Here is a 20713-nt window from a genome sequence, read left to right on the forward strand (position 1 = left end):
CGGCCAAAAAAGGCCGATCTTTATTAAAATTTTTATGCAGCCGCTAAAACCATATCAAGAGCCTTATCAGAGCAAACTTTCAAAGCAACTCTTGTAGTAACTTCAGTCTCAGCATTGGGTTGAGATTCAAATGTTTTACAACATTGGGCAGATGCCACTTCATTCCCTTCAGAATCTAACGCCCTAGAAGTTTCGCAAATTGTTACAGAGCGTGTAATAACTTCTTTAGAATCTTTACTTTCTTTACTTGATGCAAATGCAGAAGAACCAATTGACAACAACGTAATCACTAAAATTGTTTTTTTCATTTTTCTTTAAATTTAGATTAATAATCCTACGAATTAAAAAAAAAGAAACAAAATACAAGAATAATATTACATTTAACATATTAAACAATATCCTTACTACAAAAAAACTATCTATTTGAAATTTTTATTAATATGAAAGAAACTACTTATTGGCTCGAAGCTTTGAAATCAAATTGCTTTTTCATGCAGACCGAACTGTCAACACCTATGTATTGTCCGTAATTTGCTATCGGTTGGTATCCGAATTTCTTATACAATGCTATAGCATTCTCAAGCTTTTGGGAAGTTTCTAAGATACACGAACTAAATCCTAATTCTCCTGCCCAAGCTTCCAATTCCTGTAAAATGGCATTGGCTACTCCTTTGTTTCGGTGCTCAGGATGTACAAACATACGCTTGATTTCTCCGGTTTGAGCATCGTATTCTTTGAGAGCTCCACAACCTATGGCTACATCATCTTCATAACAAACCACTACATTTTGAAGGTAAATCTGGTTGTATTGTGCAAAAAAATCCTTCTCCTCACCATCAATATCGATCAAAAAGGTATCGAACAATTGCGTGAGGTATTTGAAATCCGGAGCATCAGAAGTGGTACGAACGAGCTGTATCATCAGTGTAATTTATTAATTTCCGCTTGAATGATATTGTTTTTCACTGCTGCAAAAACGTGATTTTTAGCTTCTGCAAAGGAAACTTCATATACACGCTCCAATTTGGTGAATTCCGACGGATATTTTGCTAACAATTTATCGTAATACTTATCCAACACTTCTTTGGAAGGTAAAGTGAATTCTAATTTCAATTCGAAACGACGCACTAAAGCTTCGTCGATCATCTGGATTTGATTGGTAGCGGCGATCAGGATGGATTTCTTTGGAAAATGGTCAATCAGTTGCAGAATAGCATTCACCACCCTTTTCATTTCGCTGTTGTCTTTGTTGTCGTAATCACGGATTTGCCCGAGTGAATCGAATTCATCAAAAAACAAAACGGCGCTTTCATAATTCACTTCCTTGAACAAGCTTTCGATGTTTTTCGCGGTTTCTCCCAATTTCGAAGATATTATGCTCGCCAAATTCACGATAATGATTTTCTTGTCGAGTTTCTTGGCAATCGCTTTGGCGGTCATGGTTTTACCACAACCGGTCTTGCCGTACAACAACATTTTATTGATTACCGGAAGCTCGTATTTTTCCAGCACTTCCCGAAACTGGTATTCCTTCAAAAACTGGTTGATTTGTTTGGACACGGCTTCGTTGAAAACCACATCTTCCAGATTAATAGTGCTTCGGTCGGTGAAATATAACGTACTCAAGGAATTGAATTTTAAATCGGAAAACTACTTATTCTTTATCGTTGGCCAAAAAGAAATTGCGGGATTTCTTCGGATACTGGTCGTAACTTTTATCGCTAGGGTTTTCAATTACGGTTTTGATGTTCACTTCATCGCCTACTTTAAAATTTGCCACCGTGTATTGATAGTCTAACAAATATTCCCCACAGAAAAAATTTCCATTTTCATCTTTTTCGATGATTCCTGTGTACACCCCTTTTTTCTTATCTTTTGACATAATTTTTCAGTTTTAAAACACAAAGGTACGAAGACCAAACCGATTTGCCGCTAAACAAAAAAACAGCCATCAAAATGACGGCTGCTTTCCTCTATTAATACAAATCAAATTCTTTTTATTACGATCCACACATTTCGCAATCTTCCGGACCGGCGTTTTTAGAACGCTCTAACATCGCTCGGAATTCCTCTGCGGACATTTCTTCGTTTTCGTTAGCGACTTCCGCTGCAACCGCGATCGGTTCCGCTTTTTTATCGTTGTTCAACGTAAACTTGATCGCATCTACCGCTGATTTAGTTCTCAAATAATACATACCAGTTTTCAAACCAGACTGCCATGCGTAGAAGTGCATCGATGTTAATTTCGAGAACGTTGCTCCTTCCATGAACAGGTTTAACGATTGCGACTGGTCGATGAAATATCCTCTGTGACGGGACATATCGATAATATCTTTCATACTCATTTCCCAAACCGTTCGGTACAATTCTTTGATATCCTGCGGAATACCGTCAATATCCTGAATCGATCCGTTGGCACGCATGATTTCCTGTTTCAGGTTCTCATTCCACAAGCCTAAACTCACTAAATCGTGCAACAAGTGTTTGTTTACCACAATGAACTCTCCGGACAATACACGACGGGTGTAAATGTTAGAAGTGTACGGCTCAAACGCTTCGTTGTTTCCTAAGATTTGCGAAGTCGAAGCAGTTGGCATCGGCGCCATTAACAATGAGTTACGCACTCCATTAGCCATTACTTCTTTACGAAGCGAAGCCCAATCCCAACGACCGCTTAAATCACCATCATTCAAGCCCCAAAGGTTATATTGGAATTCTCCCTGAGAAATTGGAGATCCTTGGAACGTCGAGTACGGCCCTTCTTCTTTTGCCATTTCCATAGAAGCGGTAACAGCTGCAAAATAGATCGTTTCGAAGATTTCCTGGTTTAATTTTTTAGCTTCATCCGAAGTAAACGGCATTCTTAGTAAGATGAACGCATCGGCCAAACCTTGCACCCCTAATCCTACCGGACGGTGACGCATGTTGGAGTTTTCCGCTTCTTTTACCGGATAGTAGTTTCTGTCGATTACCTTGTTCAGGTTGCGGGTTACACGCTTGGTAACATCGTGTAATAATTGGTGGTTGAACTGGCCATTTTCCACAAACATTGGTAGGGAAATCGAAGCTAAGTTACACACCGCAATTTCATCGGCAGAAGTATATTCTAAAATCTCGGTACACAAATTCGAAGAACGAATCGTTCCTAAATTTTTCTGGTTTGATTTACGGTTCGCCGCGTCTTTGTACAACATGTATGGCGTTCCGGTCTCGATTTGTGACTCTAATATTTTTTCCCAAAGCTCACGGGCTTTGATGGTTTTTCTTCCTTTTCCGGCTTGTTCGTATTTAATGTACATCGCGTCAAACTCGTCACCATAAACATCATATAAGCCCGGGCATTCGTTCGGACACATTAACGTCCAGTGCGCATCATCCTGAACACGTTTCATGAACAAGTCGTTCATCCACATGGCGAAGAACAAATCACGCGCACGCATTTCTTCTTTTCCGTGGTTTTTCTTCAAATCCAGGAAGTCGAAAATATCGGCATGCCAAGGCTCAATGTAAATTGCGAAACTTCCTTTACGTTTTCCACCGCCTTGATCTACGTAACGCGCTGTATCGTTAAATACACGTAACATCGGCACAATTCCGTTTGAAGTTCCGTTTGTTCCGCGAATGTACGAACCGGTTGCTCTCACGTTATGGATAGACAATCCGATTCCTCCGGCAGATTGCGAGATTTTTGCGGTTTGTTTTAAGGTATCGTAAATTCCATCAATACTGTCATCCTGCATGGTCAACAAGAAACAAGAAGACATTTGTGGTTTTGGAGTTCCGGCATTGAAAAGCGTTGGCGTAGCGTGTGTGAAGAATTTCTTCGACATTAGCTCATAGGTTTCAATCGCTGCAGGAATATCGTTTAGGTGAATCCCTACGGAAACACGCATTAACATATGCTGAGGGCGCTCTACAATCTGCCCGTTGATGCGCAACAAATACGAACGTTCTAAAGTTTTAAATCCGAAATAGTCGTAGTTAAAATCGCGGTTGTAGATGATGGACGAATCCAACGTCTCCGCATTCTCCATGATCGCCTGATACACTTCTTCCGATAACAAAGGCGCTTCCTGGCCTGTTCTAGGATTTACATAGTGGAACATATCCGACATGGTTTCCGAGAAGGATTTTTTAGTATTCTTATGCAAGTTGGAAACCGCAATACGAGCTGCCAATTGCGCATAATCCGGATGGGTTACCGTCATGGAAGCTGCTGTTTCCGCTGCTAAATTATCTAACTCTGAAGTAGTTACCCCATCGTACAAACCTTCAATAACACGCATGGCAACTTTTACCGGATCAACCAAATCGTTTAATCCGTAGCATAAAATTCTAACTCGGTCGGTGATCTTATCGAACATAACCGGCTCTCTTCTTCCGTCTCTTTTTACTACATACATATTGTTACTGTTTTGAAGGTTATTTATTTATTGTTGGCACAAAGCCGTGAATTTTCTAAAGGGTATTCGATTAAAAATCAGCGTCGAAGCTAATTTTCTGCGAATCGGTGTCTTTGTTCAACACCCCTGCTTTTTGGTATTCGGAAACGCGTTTTTCGAAGAAATTCGTTTTTCCTTGTAATGAAATCATGTCCATGAAATCGAACGGGTTGTTTGAATTGTACACTTTAGAGCAACCCAATTCCACTAATAATCGATCCGCTACGAACTCTAAATATTGCGTCATTAATCCTGCGTTCATTCCAATCAAACTTACCGGAAGTGATTCCGTAATAAATTCTCTTTCAATATTTAAAGCATCGGTAATGATATCGGTGATTCGTTCTTTAGAAACTTTATTAATCAAGTGATTATTATGTAAGTGTACCGCGAAATCACAATGCACTCCTTCATCTCTAGAAATCAACTCATTAGAAAAGGTCAAGCCCGGCATCAAACCACGTTTTTTCAACCAGAAGATCGAACAGAACGCTCCGGAAAAGAAAATCCCTTCCACTGCAGCAAACGCAATAAGTCGTTCAGCAAACGAATCGGATTCGATCCATTTTAACGCCCATTCCGCTTTTTTCTTAATTGCAGGAAACACTTCAATAGCGTGAAACAACTGATTTTTCTCTTCTTCGTTTTTCACATACGTATCAATCAATAAGGAATACGTTTCGCTGTGAATGTTCTCCATCATGATCTGAAAACCGTAGAAAAACTTGGCTTCCGGATATTGTACTTCGTTTACAAAATTCTCAGCCAAATTCTCATTTACAATTCCGTCAGAAGCTGCAAAGAAGGCTAAAATATGCTTGATGAAATATTTTTCATCGTCGTTCAATTTAGAATTCCAATCGGTTAAATCTTGGTGTAAATCGATTTCTTCCGCGGTCCAGAAACTGGCTTGCGATTTTTTATACCATTCCCAAATATCATGGTGTTTGATAGGAAAAATTACAAAACGATCTTTGTTTTCTTGCAATATAGGCTCAACTACAGACATAGTTCCTTGACTTTTATACGATTAAAAAAATGATTATTTAACTAGATTGGGGTTTACAAAGATTGTCATTTGTATTGTAAAAAGAAAGCCAAACTTATTCACAATTCGGTCGAGTTTTTAACAATGAAGATTTTTCTTTCGTGGAATTTTTATTTTGATAAATTACTGATTACCAGTAAAATACAAATAACAAAATTCTTACAAATTTTTCATGAACCGCTGTAAAATCATTGGTTCAAAGCCGATTAAAAAACTGAAAACCTAAGCTTACTTTTTATGCTCTTCCGCAATTTTTTCCAATTCGGAATACCACTGGGCACCAAACTTTCTGGTTAGAGATTCTTTTAAAAATTTATACACCGGAACTTCCAATTCCTTCCCAAGAGAACACGCATCGTCGCAAATGTGCCACTTATGGTAATTTACCGCTGAAAATTCGGAATATTCCTTAACCCGAACCGGGTACAAATGACAGGAAATCGGTTTTTTCCAATCGACAATTCCTTGATTATAAGCCTGCTCAATACCGCAAAGTGCGGTTGGACCGTCAAAGATAACGTAAGCACAATCCGCTCCGTCAATTAAAGTAGTTTCAAATTCGCCGTCTTCACCAATTACCGAAGTTCCCTGCGCTTCAATAGCGGCAATTCCTTCCGGACGTAAAAACGGCTTTACTTTTGGAAAAATATCCGCCAAAATTTTAGTTTCTTCTTCCGATAGTGGCGCACCTGCATCTCCATCCACACAACAGGCTCCTTTGCAGGCCGACAAGTTGCACACAAATTCCTTTTCTAAAATCTCCTCCGAAACTATGGTTTTCCCTAACTGAAACATATTTTTTAAGCTAAATTTCCGAAGCAAAGTTACGAAGATTCAAGCCACAATCCCCGAAATGTTAGAAATTAACGATTTATTAGCTAACTTCGTGTTAAAACCAATAATTTTGCAACCTGATAAACAACACGACACGCTATGGAATTGGATTTAAAAGAAATTTTAACGGTTGGAATGGTACTTTTTGCGGTAATTGACATCGTGGGAACCATTCCGATTATTGTGGATTTGAGAAGCAAAGTCGGGCATATTCAATCGGAGAAAGCCTCTGTGGTTTCTGGAATTATTATGATTACTTTTCTTTTTGTAGGAGAAGAAATTCTGAAATTTATGGGAGTAGACGTAAAATCCTTTGCTGTGGCCGGTTCGTTCATCCTGTTTTTTTTGGCCTTGGAAATGATTTTAGGCATCACTTTATATAAAGACGAAGAACCGAGCACTGCCTCCATTGTTCCCCTTGCATTTCCATTAATTGCAGGCGCAGGAACCATGACCACTTTACTTTCGTTGCGCGCCCAATACCAGACCATCAACATTGTTATTGCTATCCTGATCAATATTATTATTGTCTATACCGTTTTAAAATCCTCCTCTAAAATAGAAAAAGCTTTGGGAAAAAATGGCTTAGGCGTTATTCGAAAAGTCTTTGGAGTGGTGTTACTGGCCATCGCTGTTAAATTATTTGCCGCTAATGTTAAAGGATTATTCGTTTAACCTGATTTTTACTAGCTTTACACCGTGTTTCGATAAAATAAATGAAGATGAAAGTTTTTACTTATATACTGATTGCCCTTGCCCTGGGTCTAATAGTTTTCAACATTACCCTACTGGATTTTAAAAATCTTTTTGAAGGTAACAGCATGGTCGCCCTTATCGGGATTGCCGCGTCGCTTTGTGCAATCTGCATACTTCTGATTTTCAGGATGTCTAAAATGATTGACGAAAAGACAAAAGAAATGTAATTGTATTACAGTCTTAATTTTTCAACAAATCCAATCCCATAAATGTTTGATGTACTAATTATTGGCGGCGGTGTTTCAGGAATTTCCTGTGCGCTTATTTTAGGTTCAGCCCAAAAAAAGGCCTTTGCTGCCGATAAGAAAATCGGGATTATTGCCCATCAGAAAGCCTCCTCACTTCAGGATGCCATTTTTCACAATGCTTACGGAATTCCCAATGGAAAATTAGGCTCGGATTTGTTGATCGAAAGTACCGAACATCTTGCAGAAATTTATCCGCAAGTCATCCAAATTGAAGATGAAAAAGTGCTGAAAGTGGAAGAACAAGACGGTAATTTCACCATAACGACCAACAAAAATTCATATACTTCAAAAGCCATTGTAGTTGGAATTGGTTCCTCTAATCTGTTTTCCATTGAAGGGTTGATGCACTATGTTGAGCCGCATCATAAATCGTTACCGGAGAAAAACAGAATCCAGTTAAAAAACACCGATCACAAAGTAGCCGAAGGCATCTATGTTTGCGGAACTTTGGCCGGACACCGCAGCCAGCTTTCCATTGCTGCCGGAAGTGGTGCTGCTGTCGCTACCGACATTTTGGTTTTATGGAATAACGGCGTGGAAACCCACAGCCACGATAGCATCAGAAAATAATCAGGGACAGCGTCCCTTCACTTTTCTCTTTTCCCTTACCATTTCTTCTTACCCAAGACAACTTTTACCATCGGATCTTCTTTTAAAACGATCTGAAAGTACTTGTTTTCATCAAACAACTGACGGGCAAATTCTGCAGCCATATAACGTTTTACCCTTTCTTTGTTTCCGTCGAAATTTAAAATTAGTCCGCTGTTGGAAATGTATCTTTTGAACGCATTGAAATACACATCCGTCTTGTTCAATTTATCCAAAACTTGTGAAAAAGTCAGGTTCTGAAAAGCTTGGCGCTCTTTATCCAACTGTTCAAAAACAAAGTAACTGCTGATTCCGGATTGCATAAGCAACGATAAAGCTTCATCGCCATGACTTCCTTCCATCGGAACAAAAACATCCGGGATAATTCCGCCGCCGCCATAAACAATACGTCCTTTTTTGGTTTTATATTTTAAACTGTCGGCTACTTTAATGCTGTCGGCTGCGAAAAGTTCACCACTCACAAAACGCCTTTCGAAATCACTGTTGTAATCGTCCAATCCGTGATCGTAAGGCTTTTGAATGGAGCGCCCGGAAGGTGTGTAATAACGTGCTACGGTAAGACGAACTGCAGATCCGTCGCCAAGCGGCATTTCTTTCTGAACCAAACCTTTTCCGAACGAGCGTCGTCCTACAATGGTTCCACGGTCGTTGTCCTGAATTGCTCCGGCAAGAATCTCGCTGGCAGAAGCCGAGTTTTCATTAATCAAAAGGAACAGTTTGCCGTTTTCGAAATTACCTGCTGAAGTAGCATAGGTTTTATCAACATTCCCTTTTTTATTTTTAGTTTTTACGATTAACTCACGGTCTTTCAAAAACTCGTCGGCAATTTGCGCTGCGATTTCCATGTAACCGCCGCCGTTTTCACGAACATCAACAATGAGTTGTGTCATGCCCTGGCGTTTCAAATCCAGCAAACCGGTCTTGAATTCTTTATAAGTAGTTTCCGCAAAGCGATTAATTTTGATGTATCCGGTACTTGGATTGAGCATGATGGCAATGTCTACACTCTTGATTGGCACTACATCACGGGTAACTTTCACATTAAATTTACGGTGTTCCGACCTGCGATAGATTTGCAGGTTTACCCAAGAACCTTCTTCACCTTTCAATTTAGAGAAGAGGCTGTCCGTTGGTAATTTTCTACCGAAAAGTTTGGTCTTACCGGCATATAATATGCGATCACCAGCTTTTAAACCCGCTTTTTGTGATGGCCCGTTCTCAATGGGTTTTATGATGGCCAACGAGTCTTTGTACATATAAAAATTCACACCTATTCCAACAAAATCGCCTTTCATACTTTGGGAAACCTGCTCCATTTCGTTTTTGGCAATGTACACCGAATGCGGGTCGAGTTTTTCTAAAATTCCGTTTACCGTTAAATCTACTATCGAATCGGTATCGACGGCATCAACATACTCGCTTTCGATCAGTTCAATCAGTTTATTAAGCTTAGTTCGGTTTGCATTGGAAGTAAAACTGCGGTTCGGAACGGAAAAATTCAAATACCCGCCAACAAGAACCCCTACCGCAAGTGCGGTGGCAATAATTATCGGCAAATATATTTTTTTGATTTTCATTTTATTCCAAACTGTCGATGTGATCGACCTCAACACCGGCTTTTCTTAAAAATTCCAGACCGGAATCGTCTTTATAACCTTCAAAATAAACCACGCGCTTAATTCCCGATTGGTGAATCAATTTACTGCATTCCTTACAAGGTGACAGCGTGATGTAAAGCGTGGCAGTTTCACACGATTGAGTAGAACGTGCCACTTTAGAAATCGCATTCGCCTCTGCATGAAGCACATACCATTTGGTTAAACCTTCATCATCTTCACAACAATTTTCAAACCCTGACGGAGTACCATTGTACCCATCGGAAATAATCATTCTGTCTTTTACAATTATTGCGCCAACCTGTTTTCTTTTACAATAGGACAACTGCCCCCATTCTTTGGCTATACGCAAATAAGCTTTATCGTATTTTGCTTTTTTCTTTTCTTTCATTTTTAAATTATCTGTTCCAAATCTCACTGCTTACTATCATCGGAAGAACCACTCCAATAACAAAGGCAGACATCACCAACGTCCAGTCACGTTTGGAGAATCGGAATAAAGTTTGCACCAAGTAGGATAGAATCAGTACAACCAGTACAACAATGATTTGTGCCGCTTCAATACCGACGGCAAATTCCAATAAGGGCATTAATTTTTCTGAAGCGGTTCCCGGAAGTATGGCTTTAAAATAATTCGAAAAACCTAATCCGTGGATAATCCCAAAAAACAAAGTGACCATTACTACAAAAGTAACACTTTCATTCTTGCCCGATTTTCCAGCCGTAAACAAATTGAAAAACGCCGTGACCAAAATTGTTGTCGGAATCAAAAACTCGACCAATCCCGGTTTAATATAAACGATCCCATAAACGGAAAGCAACAGCGACAAAGTATGCCCCAAAGTAAACAACGACACTAAAAGCAGCACCCGTTTCCAGTCTTTAAAAGCATAAGGTGTAACCAAAGCGATTAAAAAAAGAACATGATCGTAGGCATTGATATCCAGCACATGGCGCAATCCGATATTGAAATACGTTAAGAATTCCGACATTTTAAAACCATTTTAGATTGGGTTCTCAAACTTACAATTTATTTTCCTATTCCTCCGTTTTAGTTAAGAAAAGCTTATCATTTTTATTTTTCAAGAAAGAAGAAAATTCGTAAATTTGAGTTTCACTTAACACATACGCCTATGCCATTTTCTGATTTATTTGACAGTGAATTTAAAAGCAGAAACAAAGGTCATTTTTCTGCTATTGTGAGAGTTGCCATTGCCGACGGCGATTTAAGTCCGGAAGAAAAAAATTTTTTGGATAAACTCGCCGTGAAACTTGAAATTTCTCCCGACGAATACGAAGAAATTCTGGACAATCCTTTAAAATATCCGGTCAATCCGCCTTCACTGTATTTGCAGCGACTGGAACGTTTGTACGACCTCTCTCGAATGGTATATGTTGATCAGGTTTTAGGCCCTAAACAAAAAGAAATCTTGAGCAAATTTGCTTTAGCGCTTGGTTTTACTCCTGCTAATGTAAGTCTGATTGTAGAAAAAGCACTGTCTTTATTAATTTTACATGTCGATCAGGATACGTTTATTTATGAGATGCAGCATATGAATAAATAAAAAAAACTCCCAAAATGGGAGTTTTTTTTATTTTAAATTGTTTTGGTCTGATCTACGCATATTAGACAATATTGATAGCCATTCTTTTCTTTTTGCTGCGTTTGGAGACTGTGAATTAATTTTTCGATATCCTTATTTATCTTTTTCCCAAATTTAGTAGTCAACAAAAAAACTATTTGCTTTGAATTGGTAAAATCAATGCGCTCTCCTTTAATGTTTTCAAAATTAAAATTTGAAATTTCAGTTTTCTTTGTTTTAAATTCTGAATCGTGATTATTCATCAAACTCAAAATCCTTCCGTAGCAGGAACTGTTTTCATTTAATTTAGGGTCGTCAATTTTACATTTATCATTAAGGGTTATCCCATAAAAATAAGAGACCTTTTCCCTTTGTATATAACTCATAAAATCACCAAACTCCCCATTTTGAATAAAGAATATTCTATCAGTTTCAATATTATAATTGGAATTAAAATAGTTAACACACTCCGATCTATTTTCAAAAAGCAAATCTTTATTAACCCCATTGACTGTTTTATAAATACCTTCACATGAAACTAATAACAGAGCTAATACCAAAATGATGTTTTTCATATTATTCAAACGGAACCTTTATAACAATTAAATCCTCCTTTATTTCAGTTTTATAACCTCCTTTTATCAATTTCATATCTCCAATCATTAATTCTTCATCAACTGAGAATAAACTAAATTCTTCAGGAACGTTACCAGGCTTATTTATTAAATTTTTTGGAAACAATAACACTAGAGTATTAGAAGATATTGGAATTGCAACCACGTGTGTTCCCCTTTCTGTCAAAGCTGGGTTTGCCGGGTATAATTGACCTGTAGAATTACCCTTGCACCCTTCAAAAGTCCATTCTCCTTTAATACAAAAACTAAATCCTGATAAACAACCAAATTTTGGCCTTTTAAAGTTAAAACCGTGAACATCGAAAGACCAAACCTCCGAAGATCCCTCGGGACATTTAGAAGATCTTAACAATTCACTTTTAGAACCCGCATTACTTGAATTGCTTTCGGATATAGAATTGGTACACCCAAACGCAACAAAACCTACTAAGGCAGCAACAAATACATTTCATTTCATTTTTAAAATTATTAGAATTATCCTGCAAATTTTAAAAACAATTAAAACATATTCTTACAAATTAACTTTATTTTAACATTATTTCCTACAAATATTTCGCCATAAATTCTTCGGCCTTTTCCACCATATTCTTACTTCCGCAGAAAAATGGCACACGCTGATGCAGTTCGGTAGGTTTAATTTCCATGATTCGTCCATAACCATCGGAGGCTCTTCCTCCAGCCTGTTCTGCAATGAATGCCATCGGATTGCATTCGTACAGCAAACGCAATTTTCCGTTTGGTGCTTTGGAACTGGTTGGATATAAATAGATTCCGCCTTTAATCATGTTTCGGTGAAAGTCCGAAACCAAACTTCCAATATAACGGGAAGTATACGGTCGATCTCCTTCTTCCAACTGACAGTATTTGATATAGTCTTTCACTCCTTGCGGAAAATGAATGTAGTTTCCTTCGTTTACCGAATAGATCTTTCCGTCGGGCGAATATTGCATGTTCGGGTGTGACAAATAAAACGTTCCGATAGCAGGGTTTAAAGTAAATCCGTTTACTCCATGTCCGGTAGTATACACCAACATGGTCGAGGTTCCGTAAATTACGTATCCGGCCGCCACTTGCTGGTCGCCCGGCTGTAAAAAATCCTCTAAAGTCACCGGAGTTCCAACTGGAGTAACCCTTCTGTAAACCGAAAAAATCGTTCCCACAGAAACATTCACATCAATATTAGACGAACCGTCAAGCGGATCCATTAAAACCACATATTTGTTATTATCATCTCCGGCTTTTCCGTGAACAGCTATAAAATCATCGTTTTCTTCCGAACCGATTCCGCAAACGATTTCACGGTTAATCAAGGTTTGTATGAAAACTTCATTCGCATAAACATCAAGCTTTTGCTGGTCTTCACCTTGCACATTCTGTTCTCCTGCCGCACCAACAATATCCACCAAACCGGCTTTGTTCACCTTGTAACTCACCACCTTGGCCGCCAAACGAATTGCGTTGATAATTCGCGACAATTCGCCCGAAGAATACTTAAATTCTTCCTGTTTTTCGATGATAAATTCTCCTAAAGTTTTATTGCGTTGTTCCATGATAATTTGTGCTGTTTTTGTGCCTGCAAATATTACTCATAATTTTTGATTTTCACTCAATTTGATAGAGAAAATCACTCTTAAAAAAGAAATCTGCAACAAAGTTATATTATCTTTGAATCAAAATTCAATCGATGAAAACAAACAACTTATATTTAGCCTTAGCCTTGGCTTTAACAGGAATTACAACAACAAACGCACAAATCAATTTAGGCGAAAAAGCTTTAGGAGCCGTTCAAAAAGGCGTAACCGGTTTTACTTTCAGCGACAGCGATGCAGCAAACCTTTCAAAAGATGCGGTTGCTAAAATGGACAAGGAAAATCCCGTTGCCAATGAGAAAGACCCCTACACTATCCGCTTGAAAAAAGTATTCGGAAAACATGCCAACGAAAACGGCATGGCTTTAAATTTTAAAGTATATAAACTAAAAGAAATCAATGCCTTTGCAACTGCCGACGGAAGTGTTCGTGTCTATTCCGGCTTAATGGACGTTATGGACGACAACGAATTATTGGCTGTAATCGGACATGAAATAGGACACGTGGCTAACCACGATTCCAGAGATGCGATCAAAGCTGCCTATAAAAAAGAAGCTTTAATCGATGCGGTTGGCTCTCAATACGACAAAGCTACTGCCGTAACAGACAGTCAGTTAGGAAAAATCGGAAATGCCATGATCGATAGCCGTTACAGCCGAAAACAGGAATCGGAAGCTGATACTTATTCATACGATTTTATGAAGCGCAACAAGTATAATGTAAATGCTGTAGAATCGGCTTTCACTATTTTGGCAAAATTAAGCGAAGGACAAGAAGCCTCTTTTATCGAGCGCATGCTAAGTTCCCACCCGGAATCAAAAGCTAGAGCTGCCGAAGCTAAAGCTAGAGCCGAAAAGGACGGTTTATACAAACCTTATGTAAAGCAAACCGCCAAACCAGCCGTTAAGAAAACAACCAAAAAGAAAAAATAAAACCCAATGATCATCCGCAAAGGAACACAAGAAGACATGCCGGCCGTACTGGAGTTAATCCGAGAACTGGCCATTTTTGAAAAAGAACCGGAAGCAGTAGTGGTTACCGTGGAAGATTTAGAGCGCGACGGCTTTGGCAACAACCCTTTATTTCACACCTTCATTGCAGAAGTTGGCCAGGAAATTGTTGGCATGGCTTTGTACTACTACCGTTACTCGACCTGGAAAGGAAAAACCATCCATTTGGAAGATCTGATCGTAAAAGAAAAGATGCGCGGTACCGGTTTAGGCATGGCACTTTACACCGAAATCATGAAACAGGGAAAAGCCGATGGCGTACGAAGAATCGAATGGAACGTGCTGGACTGGAACCAAAACGCGGTAGATTTCTACGAAAAATCCGGCGCAAAAGTACTGGAAGACTGGCGCGTGGTACAAATGACCGAAGAAGGAATACACACTTTTTTAAACAACAGATAACAACTCGAAACAAAAAACTCCGCTACTTGGGATTTTGGTTTTGAAATTTTAAACAACATGAGAATTTTTAAATTTGGAGGCGCCTCGGTAAAAGATGCCGAAGGAATCAAAAACGTGTACAGCGTTTTGCAGCAGGTAGGTTATGAAGATGTTTTACTCGTGGTTTCAGCCATGGGAAAAACAACCAACGCATTGGAAGTGGTTATCAAGAACTATTTTGAGAAATCACCGGAATTGCAAGCATCGGTTCAGGAAGTCAAGAAGTACCACAATCAAATACTTTTAGACTTATTTGAAGACGAAAAACACGCCGTTTTCACCGCTGTAAACAAACACTTCTCCGATTTGGAATACTTCTTAAGCAGCAATAAATCCCCCAATTACAATTTCGTGTACGATCAGATTGTGAGTATGGGAGAAATTATTTCTACCACAATATTGAGTCATTATTTTAATCATGTAGGACTAAAAAACACTTGGGTAGACGTTCGAAACCTAATCAAAACCGACAACACCTACCGAGATGCCGTAGTGAATTGGGAATTGACTCAAAAAACCATTTCTAAAAACGTCAAAAAGAAGACACTTAATATCACGCAAGGATTTTTAGGTTCGGATGAAAACAATTTTACAACTACTTTAGGTAGAGAAGGTTCCGATTACACGGCTGCAATTTTTGCCTATTGTTTAAATGCGGAAAGCGTAACGATCTGGAAAGACGTTCCTGGAGTTTTAAACGCTGATCCACGTTATTTTGAAAACACTACTTTACTGAATCAGATTTCATACCGTGAAGCCATCGAATTAGCGTTTTACGGTGCTTCGGTTATCCACCCAAAAACGTTGCAGCCGCTTCAAAGCAAAGAAATTCCTTTGTATGTAAAGTCGTTTATAAATCCTTTATTACCTGGAACCAGCATTGCCAAAGGAGCGCATCTGGAACCGCAAACCTCGTGTTTCATCGTAAAGAAAAACCAATTACTCTTATCACTTTCTTCGATTGACTTTTCGTTCATCATGGAAGAAAACATCAGTGAGATTTTTTCCTTATTGCACAAATACAAAATAAAAGTGAGTTTGATTCAGAATTCGGCCATCAGTTTTTCGGTTTGTGTTGAAGATAAATTCGGGAATTTCAACGATTTGAAGAACATTTTAGCTAAGAAATTTAAAATCTCATACAACGAAAACGTATCGCTGTACACCATTCGCCATTTTACCGACAAAGCGATACAGATGGTGGAAAAAGACAAATCGGTTTTAGTAAAACAGATGAGCCGTGAAACCATGCAAATCGTAACCAAAGAATAAATTAATGCAGAACGTCCCGCTCAAAGCAATCGGAAAACTGTTCCTGAAACTGGGACTGATTGCTTTCGGCGGACCGGCTGCTCACATCGCCATAATGCGCGACGAGGTAGTTCGCAAACGCAATTGGATGAGTGACAGTCATTTTCTAGATTTGGTGGGCGCCACTAATTTAATCCCGGGGCCAAACAGCACCGAACTTGCCATTCATTTAGGCAAAGAAAAAGGCGGCTGGAAGGGATTGCTTCTTGCTGGACTGTGTTTTATACTTCCGGCAGTTTTTATTACGCTTGGCTTTGCGTATCTGTACAAAATTTACGGACAACTTCCTGAGATTCAACCTTTCCTTTATGGTATTAAACCTGCTATACTTGCGATTATTCTTTCTGCAATATATCCTTTAGCAAAAACTTCCCTGAAATCAAATTTTTTGATTGGAATTGGGATTCTTGCTTTACTTGCTGCTTTTTTTGGAGCGAATGAAATACTGATCCTTTTCGGATTTGGAATTTTAGGCTTGACAATCAAGTACTTTCAATCCAACAAGAATCGAGTTAACTGCCTTGTCCCTTTAAGTCTGGCAACCGTGAGCAATTCCAAACTCTTTTTTATTTTTCTGAAGATTGGCTCGATTTTATACGGAAGTGGGTATGTCCTGTTCGCCTTTTTGGATTCGGAACTCGTGCAAACCGGCTTGCTTCCCCGTCAAACTTTAATCGATGCGATTGCCGTGGGGCAATTTACCCCAGGCCCTGTATTCTCATCAGTAACCTTTATCGGATATCAAATTAATGGTGGTTTTGGCGCTTTGGTGGCGACCATTGGGATATTTTTACCTTCATTTCTGTTTGTCGCTTTGCTTAATCCTTTGGTAAAGAAAATGCGGGATTCGGAACTTTTCGCCTCATTTTTGGATGCAGTCAATGTAGCTTCAGTGGCATTAATTCTTGTAATTTGTGTAACGATGGGCAAAGAATCAATTACCGATTGGAAAACAAGTTTGATTATGGTTACCAGTTTATTGATTTGCTTCGGATATCAAAAAATTAACAGCGTCTGGGTGGTTTTGGGCGGAGCTGGTTTAGGCTATCTGCTAACACTTGTCTGATTCGCCTAAAAAATCTCGATTAATTACACTACTTTTGAAGTTTCGGAGTTATTACTGTATGCTGAAAAAAATACTTTTTTGGATTCTAATCGGTTTTTTTTCAAGAGGATGGGCTCAGGAAAACAACTCGCTTTACCATTCCAAAAAAATAACCGCAACAGATTCTATTGCCTCAATTGACAGCGTAAGCATCAACAAAGAGTTTTTCAAAATCCTTGATAAAACAGGAACTGAAATCGATACCAGTTTCTATACCGTTGATTTTCAAAAAGGAACGCTTCGTTTCAAGAATAAATTTCAAAGTTCAGACACCTTAACGATTCGTTACCTTAAATTTCCAGAGTTTCTTACCAAAAAATACAGTATTTACGATAAAAGCCGAATAGTCAGTAATGAAGCCGGCCAGCAATTGTACCAGATTTCGCGTGACCCCATTAACACCTTCAAACCTTTTGACGGGCTAAATACTTCCGGAAGCATCACTCGTGGAGTTACCGTGGGAAACAACCAAAACACCACCGTGAATTCGAATCTGGATTTACAGATTACCGGAAAAATTTCAGAGAAAGTAAGCCTTAGAGCCTCGCTTCAGGACAGCAACATCCCTTTACAGGAAGGAGGGTATTCACAAAAACTCGATGAATTCGATCAGATTTTCGTAGAACTGTATTCCGACAGTTGGGCAATTCGCGCCGGAGACTTATTTCTCGAAAACCGCCAGTCCCGTTTTCTGAATTTCAACAAAAAAGTACAAGGGCTTTCCACCCATTTTGCCTTCGGGAAACCTGAAAGTAAGACCGATGTTTTTGCAGCCGGCGCCATTGTTCGAGGGCAATACGCACGAAGTACATTTACCGGACAGGAAGGAAATCAAGGGCCGTATAAGCTCAAAGGACCAAACGGAGAACTATTTGTACTGGTAATTTCAGGATCGGAACGGGTTTACGTGAATGGGATTTTATTAGAACGCGGAGAAAACAATGACTACATTATCGATTATAATGCAGGCGAACTTCGTTTTACTTCGCTTTTTCCTATTACTTCCGAAATGCGAATTAATGTGGAATATCAGTATTCCGACCGCAATTTTACCCGTTTTGTCACCTATGGAGGTCTTAACCATGAAAGAGAAAAATGGAGTCTTAGCGGTTATGTCTATTCTGAAAATGATGTAAAAAACCAGCCGCTACAACAAAACTTATCGCCCGAACAAGCACAAGTTCTGGTTCAGGCCGGAGACAATCCTGAGCTGATGACAGCGCCATCTGCCTATCCGGATACCTATTCCGAGAATAAAATTTTGTACAAAAAAGTGCTGCTAGGTGGTGTGGAAGTATTTGAGTATTCGAACAATCCAGCCGATGCATTATTCAATGTAAAATTCACCTTAGTCGGAAATAATCTGGGGAATTATGTTTTACAAAGCAATCAGGCCATTGGCCGCATCTACAAATACGTTGCTCCAGTATCGGGAATCCCGCAAGGAAATTATGAACCGATCACCCGTTTAATTCCACCAACAAAAATTCAGATTGCCACAATTTTAGGTAAATTCAGCCCAAATGAAAAAACGAATATTGCGTTTGAAACGGGAATCAGCAATAACGACCTAAACCTTTTCTCCTCTCTTGACGACAACAACAACAAAGGTCTCGCCGGAAAAATAAATGCCCGTCAGCGTTTGTTTACCGAAAAATGGAAGGTAGACGCTTTTGCCGATTATCAGTTAATACAAAAACAATTTCGCACCATTGAACGACTCTTCAACATTGAATTTAGCCGGGACTGGAACCTTTCGAATCCTTTAGGAAATCAAAGTTTATTGGTTACCGGTTTGAATTTTGAACTTCCTCAAAAAGGCAGTGCAAGTTATCAGTTGGAAAAACTTGATTTTTCAGAAAGTTTCACAGGAACTCGTCATGTGTTAAACGGAAGCTTTAGATTCAACAATTGGGCTTTGATCAGCAATAACAGTGCCTTGAAAAGTGACGGCACATTGAGCGAGTCCAAATTTATTCGTAGCCAGTCCCGAGGAAAATACCATTTCAAAAAGAATTGGATTGGAGGAAGTTTCAGAACTGAAGACAATCAGGAAAAAGTCAAGGAAACAAATCAGTTCTCTGCTTTAAGCCAGCGTTTTAATGAAGTTGGAGCATTTATCGGGCGAGGTGACAGCACTAAAGTTTACATGGAATTAGGTTATCTGAACCGAATCAACGACAGTGTGCAAAGTGGAAAAATCCAAAAAGTGAACACCTCAAACTCGTATTACTTCAAATCAAAATTAATTCAGAATGAAAAAAGCGATTTGTCGGTATTTGTAAATTACCGAAAACTTAAATTTGAAGATCCAGCCCGAAGAGATGAACCTTCACTGAATTCACGACTACTATACAACGACCAGTACTTCAACCAATTAATCCAACTGGGCTCGACCTATGAAAATACTTCGGGAACCATTGCCCAACAAGAATTCACTTACCTGGAAGTAAACCCAGGGCAAGGTGTTTATATGTGGAACGATTACAACGGCAACGGCATTCAGGAATTACAGGAATTTGAAGTGGCACAGTTTCCTGATCAGGCCAAATACGTACGGGTATTTTTGCCCAATCAGGTTTTTGTGAAAACACATCAAAACCGGTTTTCGCTTTCGCTTAACTTAAATCCGGGGAGATGGCAAAATGAGACAGGCTTTAAAAAATTCCTCTCTTATTTTTACGATCAAGCTTCGTTTTTAATGGACCGCAAGATTTTACGTCAAGGCGATAATTTTGATTTGAATCCGTTCTCGAGCAGTGAAAAAGACTTGTTAGGACTTAATTCCAATTTTAGAAACAGTTTGTTTTACAACCGAGGCAAACAGCGCCATTCGGTAACCTATTCCTTTCTTACCAATCGGGCCAAAACCCTTTTATCAGCTGGTTCACAGGAGAATCAAAGTGTTAGCCATCAAATACAGTATGCGCATTTGGTTCAGAAGTTATGGCTTTTCGGATTTAATGGAAAAACAATCAACAATAAAGTTACTTCCGAGAATTATCCGAGCAAAAATTTTGATTTGAAAGGGTATCAACTGGCTCCAAAAATTTCGTACCTCTTTTCGCAAAATGCAGCCTGGGATGTTTTTTATGAATTTCAATCGAAGGAAAACACCATTAACGCACTGGAGACCCTTTATCAACAACGATTAGGAACTTCCTTTAATTATTCTTCGGAGAAAAAATTGTCGGCCAATGGTGAATTTTCCTTTTACCAAAATGAGTTTAACGGAAACGCATTGTCTCCGGTAGCCTTTCAGATGCTCGAAGGATTACAGCCCGGCAAAAACATGACCTGGCGTTTATTGCTGCAGAAAAACTTAACCCAATACCTCGATGTCAATGTAAACTATCAGGGAAGAAAGAGCGAAACTAGCAAAACCATTCATACCGGAAGCATTCAATTGCGCGCCTATTTTTAAGGAACATGTTTTTTGAAATCCTTTTTTTCATAACTTTAATAGTGTAAACCAATACTTTAAAA

At 39.0% G+C, this 20713-nt stretch carries 22 protein-coding genes; 9 read left to right on the top strand and 13 right to left on the bottom strand.

Translation table 11 applies throughout. The features are described from left to right. Window positions 1-32: 32 nt before the first annotated feature. From LZZ90_RS05315 to LZZ90_RS05345, 7 genes are all read right to left on the bottom strand, one after another. Window positions 33-308, bottom strand: coding sequence for a hypothetical protein (locus LZZ90_RS05315; protein ID WP_237789641.1), 276 nt, complete (start codon window positions 306-308; stop codon window positions 33-35). 146 nt (window positions 309-454) lie between these two features. Then, on the bottom strand, window positions 455-922 hold the full coding sequence (locus LZZ90_RS05320; RefSeq protein ID WP_237789642.1) for a GNAT family N-acetyltransferase: 468 nt from the start codon (window positions 920-922) through the stop codon (window positions 455-457). Next, window positions 922-1626, bottom strand: coding sequence for an AAA family ATPase (locus LZZ90_RS05325; RefSeq protein WP_237789643.1), 705 nt, complete (start codon window positions 1624-1626; stop codon window positions 922-924). The genes LZZ90_RS05320 and LZZ90_RS05325 overlap by 1 nt, the downstream gene beginning before the upstream one ends. 28 nt (window positions 1627-1654) lie before the next feature. Then, window positions 1655-1882 carry a hypothetical protein gene (locus LZZ90_RS05330; RefSeq protein WP_237789644.1) on the bottom strand — a complete coding sequence of 76 codons (228 nt, stop codon included), beginning with the start codon at window positions 1880-1882 and terminating at the stop codon, window positions 1655-1657. 118 nt (window positions 1883-2000) lie between these two features. Beyond that, complete coding sequence (locus LZZ90_RS05335) at window positions 2001-4403, bottom strand: ribonucleoside-diphosphate reductase subunit alpha (RefSeq protein WP_237789645.1); 2403 nt, start codon at window positions 4401-4403, stop codon at window positions 2001-2003. 70 nt (window positions 4404-4473) lie between these two features. After that, window positions 4474-5451 carry a ribonucleotide-diphosphate reductase subunit beta gene (locus tag LZZ90_RS05340; RefSeq protein ID WP_237789646.1) on the bottom strand — a complete coding sequence of 326 codons (978 nt, stop codon included), beginning with the start codon at window positions 5449-5451 and terminating at the stop codon, window positions 4474-4476. A gap of 267 nt (window positions 5452-5718) precedes the next feature. Continuing rightward, entirely contained in the window at window positions 5719-6285 is a 567-nt protein-coding gene (locus LZZ90_RS05345) for a DUF3109 family protein (RefSeq protein WP_237789647.1), read from the bottom strand. 138 nt (window positions 6286-6423) lie between these two features. Here LZZ90_RS05345 and LZZ90_RS05350 point away from each other — a divergent pair, with 138 nt between their 5' ends. The 3 genes from LZZ90_RS05350 to LZZ90_RS05360 are packed head-to-tail and all read left to right on the top strand — an operon-like array spanning window position 6424 to window position 7898. After that, window positions 6424-6999: a MarC family protein gene (locus LZZ90_RS05350; RefSeq protein WP_237789648.1), complete on the top strand. Its 576-nt coding sequence runs from the start codon at window positions 6424-6426 to the stop codon at window positions 6997-6999. A gap of 47 nt (window positions 7000-7046) precedes the next feature. After that, window positions 7047-7247: a hypothetical protein gene (locus tag LZZ90_RS05355; protein WP_237789715.1), complete on the top strand. Its 201-nt coding sequence runs from the start codon at window positions 7047-7049 to the stop codon at window positions 7245-7247. Window positions 7248-7289: 42 nt separating this feature from the next. Further along, entirely contained in the window at window positions 7290-7898 is a 609-nt protein-coding gene (locus LZZ90_RS05360; RefSeq protein ID WP_237789649.1) for an FAD-dependent oxidoreductase, read from the top strand. A gap of 35 nt (window positions 7899-7933) precedes the next feature. Here LZZ90_RS05360 and LZZ90_RS05365 read toward each other — a convergent pair whose 3' ends face one another. Genes LZZ90_RS05365 through LZZ90_RS05375 form a run of 3 tightly spaced genes read right to left on the bottom strand, consistent with a single transcriptional unit; the run spans window position 7934 to window position 10545 of the window. Continuing rightward, a complete protein-coding gene (locus LZZ90_RS05365; RefSeq protein ID WP_237789650.1) occupies window positions 7934-9514 on the bottom strand; it encodes a S41 family peptidase in 1581 nt (526 codons plus the stop codon). A 1-nt stretch (window position 9515) separates the two neighbouring features. Next, a complete protein-coding gene (locus LZZ90_RS05370) occupies window positions 9516-9944 on the bottom strand; it encodes a dCMP deaminase family protein (RefSeq protein ID WP_237789651.1) in 429 nt (142 codons plus the stop codon). Window positions 9945-9951: 7 nt separating this feature from the next. Continuing rightward, entirely contained in the window at window positions 9952-10545 is a 594-nt protein-coding gene (locus LZZ90_RS05375; protein ID WP_237789652.1) for a HupE/UreJ family protein, read from the bottom strand. 141 nt (window positions 10546-10686) lie between these two features. Between LZZ90_RS05375 and LZZ90_RS05380 the strand changes: the two genes are divergently transcribed. Next, the gene (locus tag LZZ90_RS05380; RefSeq protein ID WP_237789653.1) at window positions 10687-11118 is read left to right on the top strand and encodes a TerB family tellurite resistance protein; all 432 of its coding nucleotides are present in this window, start codon (window positions 10687-10689) and stop codon (window positions 11116-11118) included. A 32-nt stretch (window positions 11119-11150) separates the two neighbouring features. Here LZZ90_RS05380 and LZZ90_RS05385 read toward each other — a convergent pair whose 3' ends face one another. From LZZ90_RS05385 to fbp, 3 genes are all read right to left on the bottom strand, one after another. Then, window positions 11151-11711 carry a hypothetical protein gene (locus LZZ90_RS05385; protein ID WP_237789654.1) on the bottom strand — a complete coding sequence of 187 codons (561 nt, stop codon included), beginning with the start codon at window positions 11709-11711 and terminating at the stop codon, window positions 11151-11153. A 1-nt stretch (window position 11712) separates the two neighbouring features. Beyond that, window positions 11713-12123, bottom strand: coding sequence for a hypothetical protein (locus tag LZZ90_RS05390; RefSeq protein ID WP_237789655.1), 411 nt, complete (start codon window positions 12121-12123; stop codon window positions 11713-11715). 190 nt (window positions 12124-12313) lie between these two features. Then, window positions 12314-13321, bottom strand: a complete 1008-nt coding sequence (gene fbp / locus LZZ90_RS05395) for a class 1 fructose-bisphosphatase (RefSeq protein WP_237789656.1) — start codon at window positions 13319-13321, stop codon at window positions 12314-12316. A 134-nt stretch (window positions 13322-13455) separates the two neighbouring features. On the opposite strand from fbp, the gene LZZ90_RS05400 reads away from it, so the two are divergent. The 5 genes from LZZ90_RS05400 to LZZ90_RS05420 are packed head-to-tail and all read left to right on the top strand — an operon-like array spanning window position 13456 to window position 20651. Next, window positions 13456-14292: a M48 family metalloprotease gene (locus LZZ90_RS05400; protein WP_237789657.1), complete on the top strand. Its 837-nt coding sequence runs from the start codon at window positions 13456-13458 to the stop codon at window positions 14290-14292. 6 nt (window positions 14293-14298) lie between these two features. Further along, window positions 14299-14772, top strand: coding sequence for a GNAT family N-acetyltransferase (locus LZZ90_RS05405; RefSeq protein WP_237789658.1), 474 nt, complete (start codon window positions 14299-14301; stop codon window positions 14770-14772). Window positions 14773-14829: 57 nt separating this feature from the next. After that, window positions 14830-16083: an aspartate kinase gene (locus tag LZZ90_RS05410; protein ID WP_237789659.1), complete on the top strand. Its 1254-nt coding sequence runs from the start codon at window positions 14830-14832 to the stop codon at window positions 16081-16083. A 4-nt stretch (window positions 16084-16087) separates the two neighbouring features. Next, window positions 16088-17188: a chromate efflux transporter gene (chrA, locus tag LZZ90_RS05415; RefSeq protein ID WP_237789660.1), complete on the top strand. Its 1101-nt coding sequence runs from the start codon at window positions 16088-16090 to the stop codon at window positions 17186-17188. Between the two features lie 58 nt (window positions 17189-17246). Continuing rightward, complete coding sequence (locus tag LZZ90_RS05420) at window positions 17247-20651, top strand: hypothetical protein (RefSeq protein WP_237789661.1); 3405 nt, start codon at window positions 17247-17249, stop codon at window positions 20649-20651. Window positions 20652-20713: the final 62 nt, after the last annotated feature.

This window comes from Flavobacterium sp. SM15 (assembly GCF_022012335.1).
GTDB lineage: Bacteria > Bacteroidota > Bacteroidia > Flavobacteriales > Flavobacteriaceae > Flavobacterium.

Coding starts and splice junctions, on each gene's coding strand:
- LZZ90_RS05315 (WP_237789641.1), bottom strand. CDS start 308: ATGAAAAAAACAATTTTAGTGATTACGTTGTTGTCAATTGGTTCTTCT.
- LZZ90_RS05320 (WP_237789642.1), bottom strand. CDS start 922: ATGATACAGCTCGTTCGTACCACTTCTGATGCTCCGGATTTCAAATAC.
- LZZ90_RS05330 (WP_237789644.1), bottom strand. CDS start 1,882: ATGTCAAAAGATAAGAAAAAAGGGGTGTACACAGGAATCATCGAAAAA.
- LZZ90_RS05335 (WP_237789645.1), bottom strand. CDS start 4,403: ATGTATGTAGTAAAAAGAGACGGAAGAAGAGAGCCGGTTATGTTCGAT.
- LZZ90_RS05340 (WP_237789646.1), bottom strand. CDS start 5,451: ATGTCTGTAGTTGAGCCTATATTGCAAGAAAACAAAGATCGTTTTGTA.
- LZZ90_RS05345 (WP_237789647.1), bottom strand. CDS start 6,285: ATGTTTCAGTTAGGGAAAACCATAGTTTCGGAGGAGATTTTAGAAAAG.
- LZZ90_RS05350 (WP_237789648.1), top strand. CDS start 6,424: ATGGAATTGGATTTAAAAGAAATTTTAACGGTTGGAATGGTACTTTTT.
- LZZ90_RS05355 (WP_237789715.1), top strand. CDS start 7,047: ATGAAAGTTTTTACTTATATACTGATTGCCCTTGCCCTGGGTCTAATA.
- LZZ90_RS05360 (WP_237789649.1), top strand. CDS start 7,290: ATGTTTGATGTACTAATTATTGGCGGCGGTGTTTCAGGAATTTCCTGT.
- LZZ90_RS05365 (WP_237789650.1), bottom strand. CDS start 9,514: ATGAAAATCAAAAAAATATATTTGCCGATAATTATTGCCACCGCACTT.
- LZZ90_RS05370 (WP_237789651.1), bottom strand. CDS start 9,944: ATGAAAGAAAAGAAAAAAGCAAAATACGATAAAGCTTATTTGCGTATA.
- LZZ90_RS05375 (WP_237789652.1), bottom strand. CDS start 10,545: ATGTCGGAATTCTTAACGTATTTCAATATCGGATTGCGCCATGTGCTG.
- LZZ90_RS05380 (WP_237789653.1), top strand. CDS start 10,687: ATGCCATTTTCTGATTTATTTGACAGTGAATTTAAAAGCAGAAACAAA.
- LZZ90_RS05385 (WP_237789654.1), bottom strand. CDS start 11,711: ATGAAAAACATCATTTTGGTATTAGCTCTGTTATTAGTTTCATGTGAA.
- fbp (WP_237789656.1), bottom strand. CDS start 13,321: ATGGAACAACGCAATAAAACTTTAGGAGAATTTATCATCGAAAAACAG.
- LZZ90_RS05400 (WP_237789657.1), top strand. CDS start 13,456: ATGAAAACAAACAACTTATATTTAGCCTTAGCCTTGGCTTTAACAGGA.
- LZZ90_RS05405 (WP_237789658.1), top strand. CDS start 14,299: ATGATCATCCGCAAAGGAACACAAGAAGACATGCCGGCCGTACTGGAG.
- LZZ90_RS05410 (WP_237789659.1), top strand. CDS start 14,830: ATGAGAATTTTTAAATTTGGAGGCGCCTCGGTAAAAGATGCCGAAGGA.
- chrA (WP_237789660.1), top strand. CDS start 16,088: ATGCAGAACGTCCCGCTCAAAGCAATCGGAAAACTGTTCCTGAAACTG.
- LZZ90_RS05420 (WP_237789661.1), top strand. CDS start 17,247: ATGCTGAAAAAAATACTTTTTTGGATTCTAATCGGTTTTTTTTCAAGA.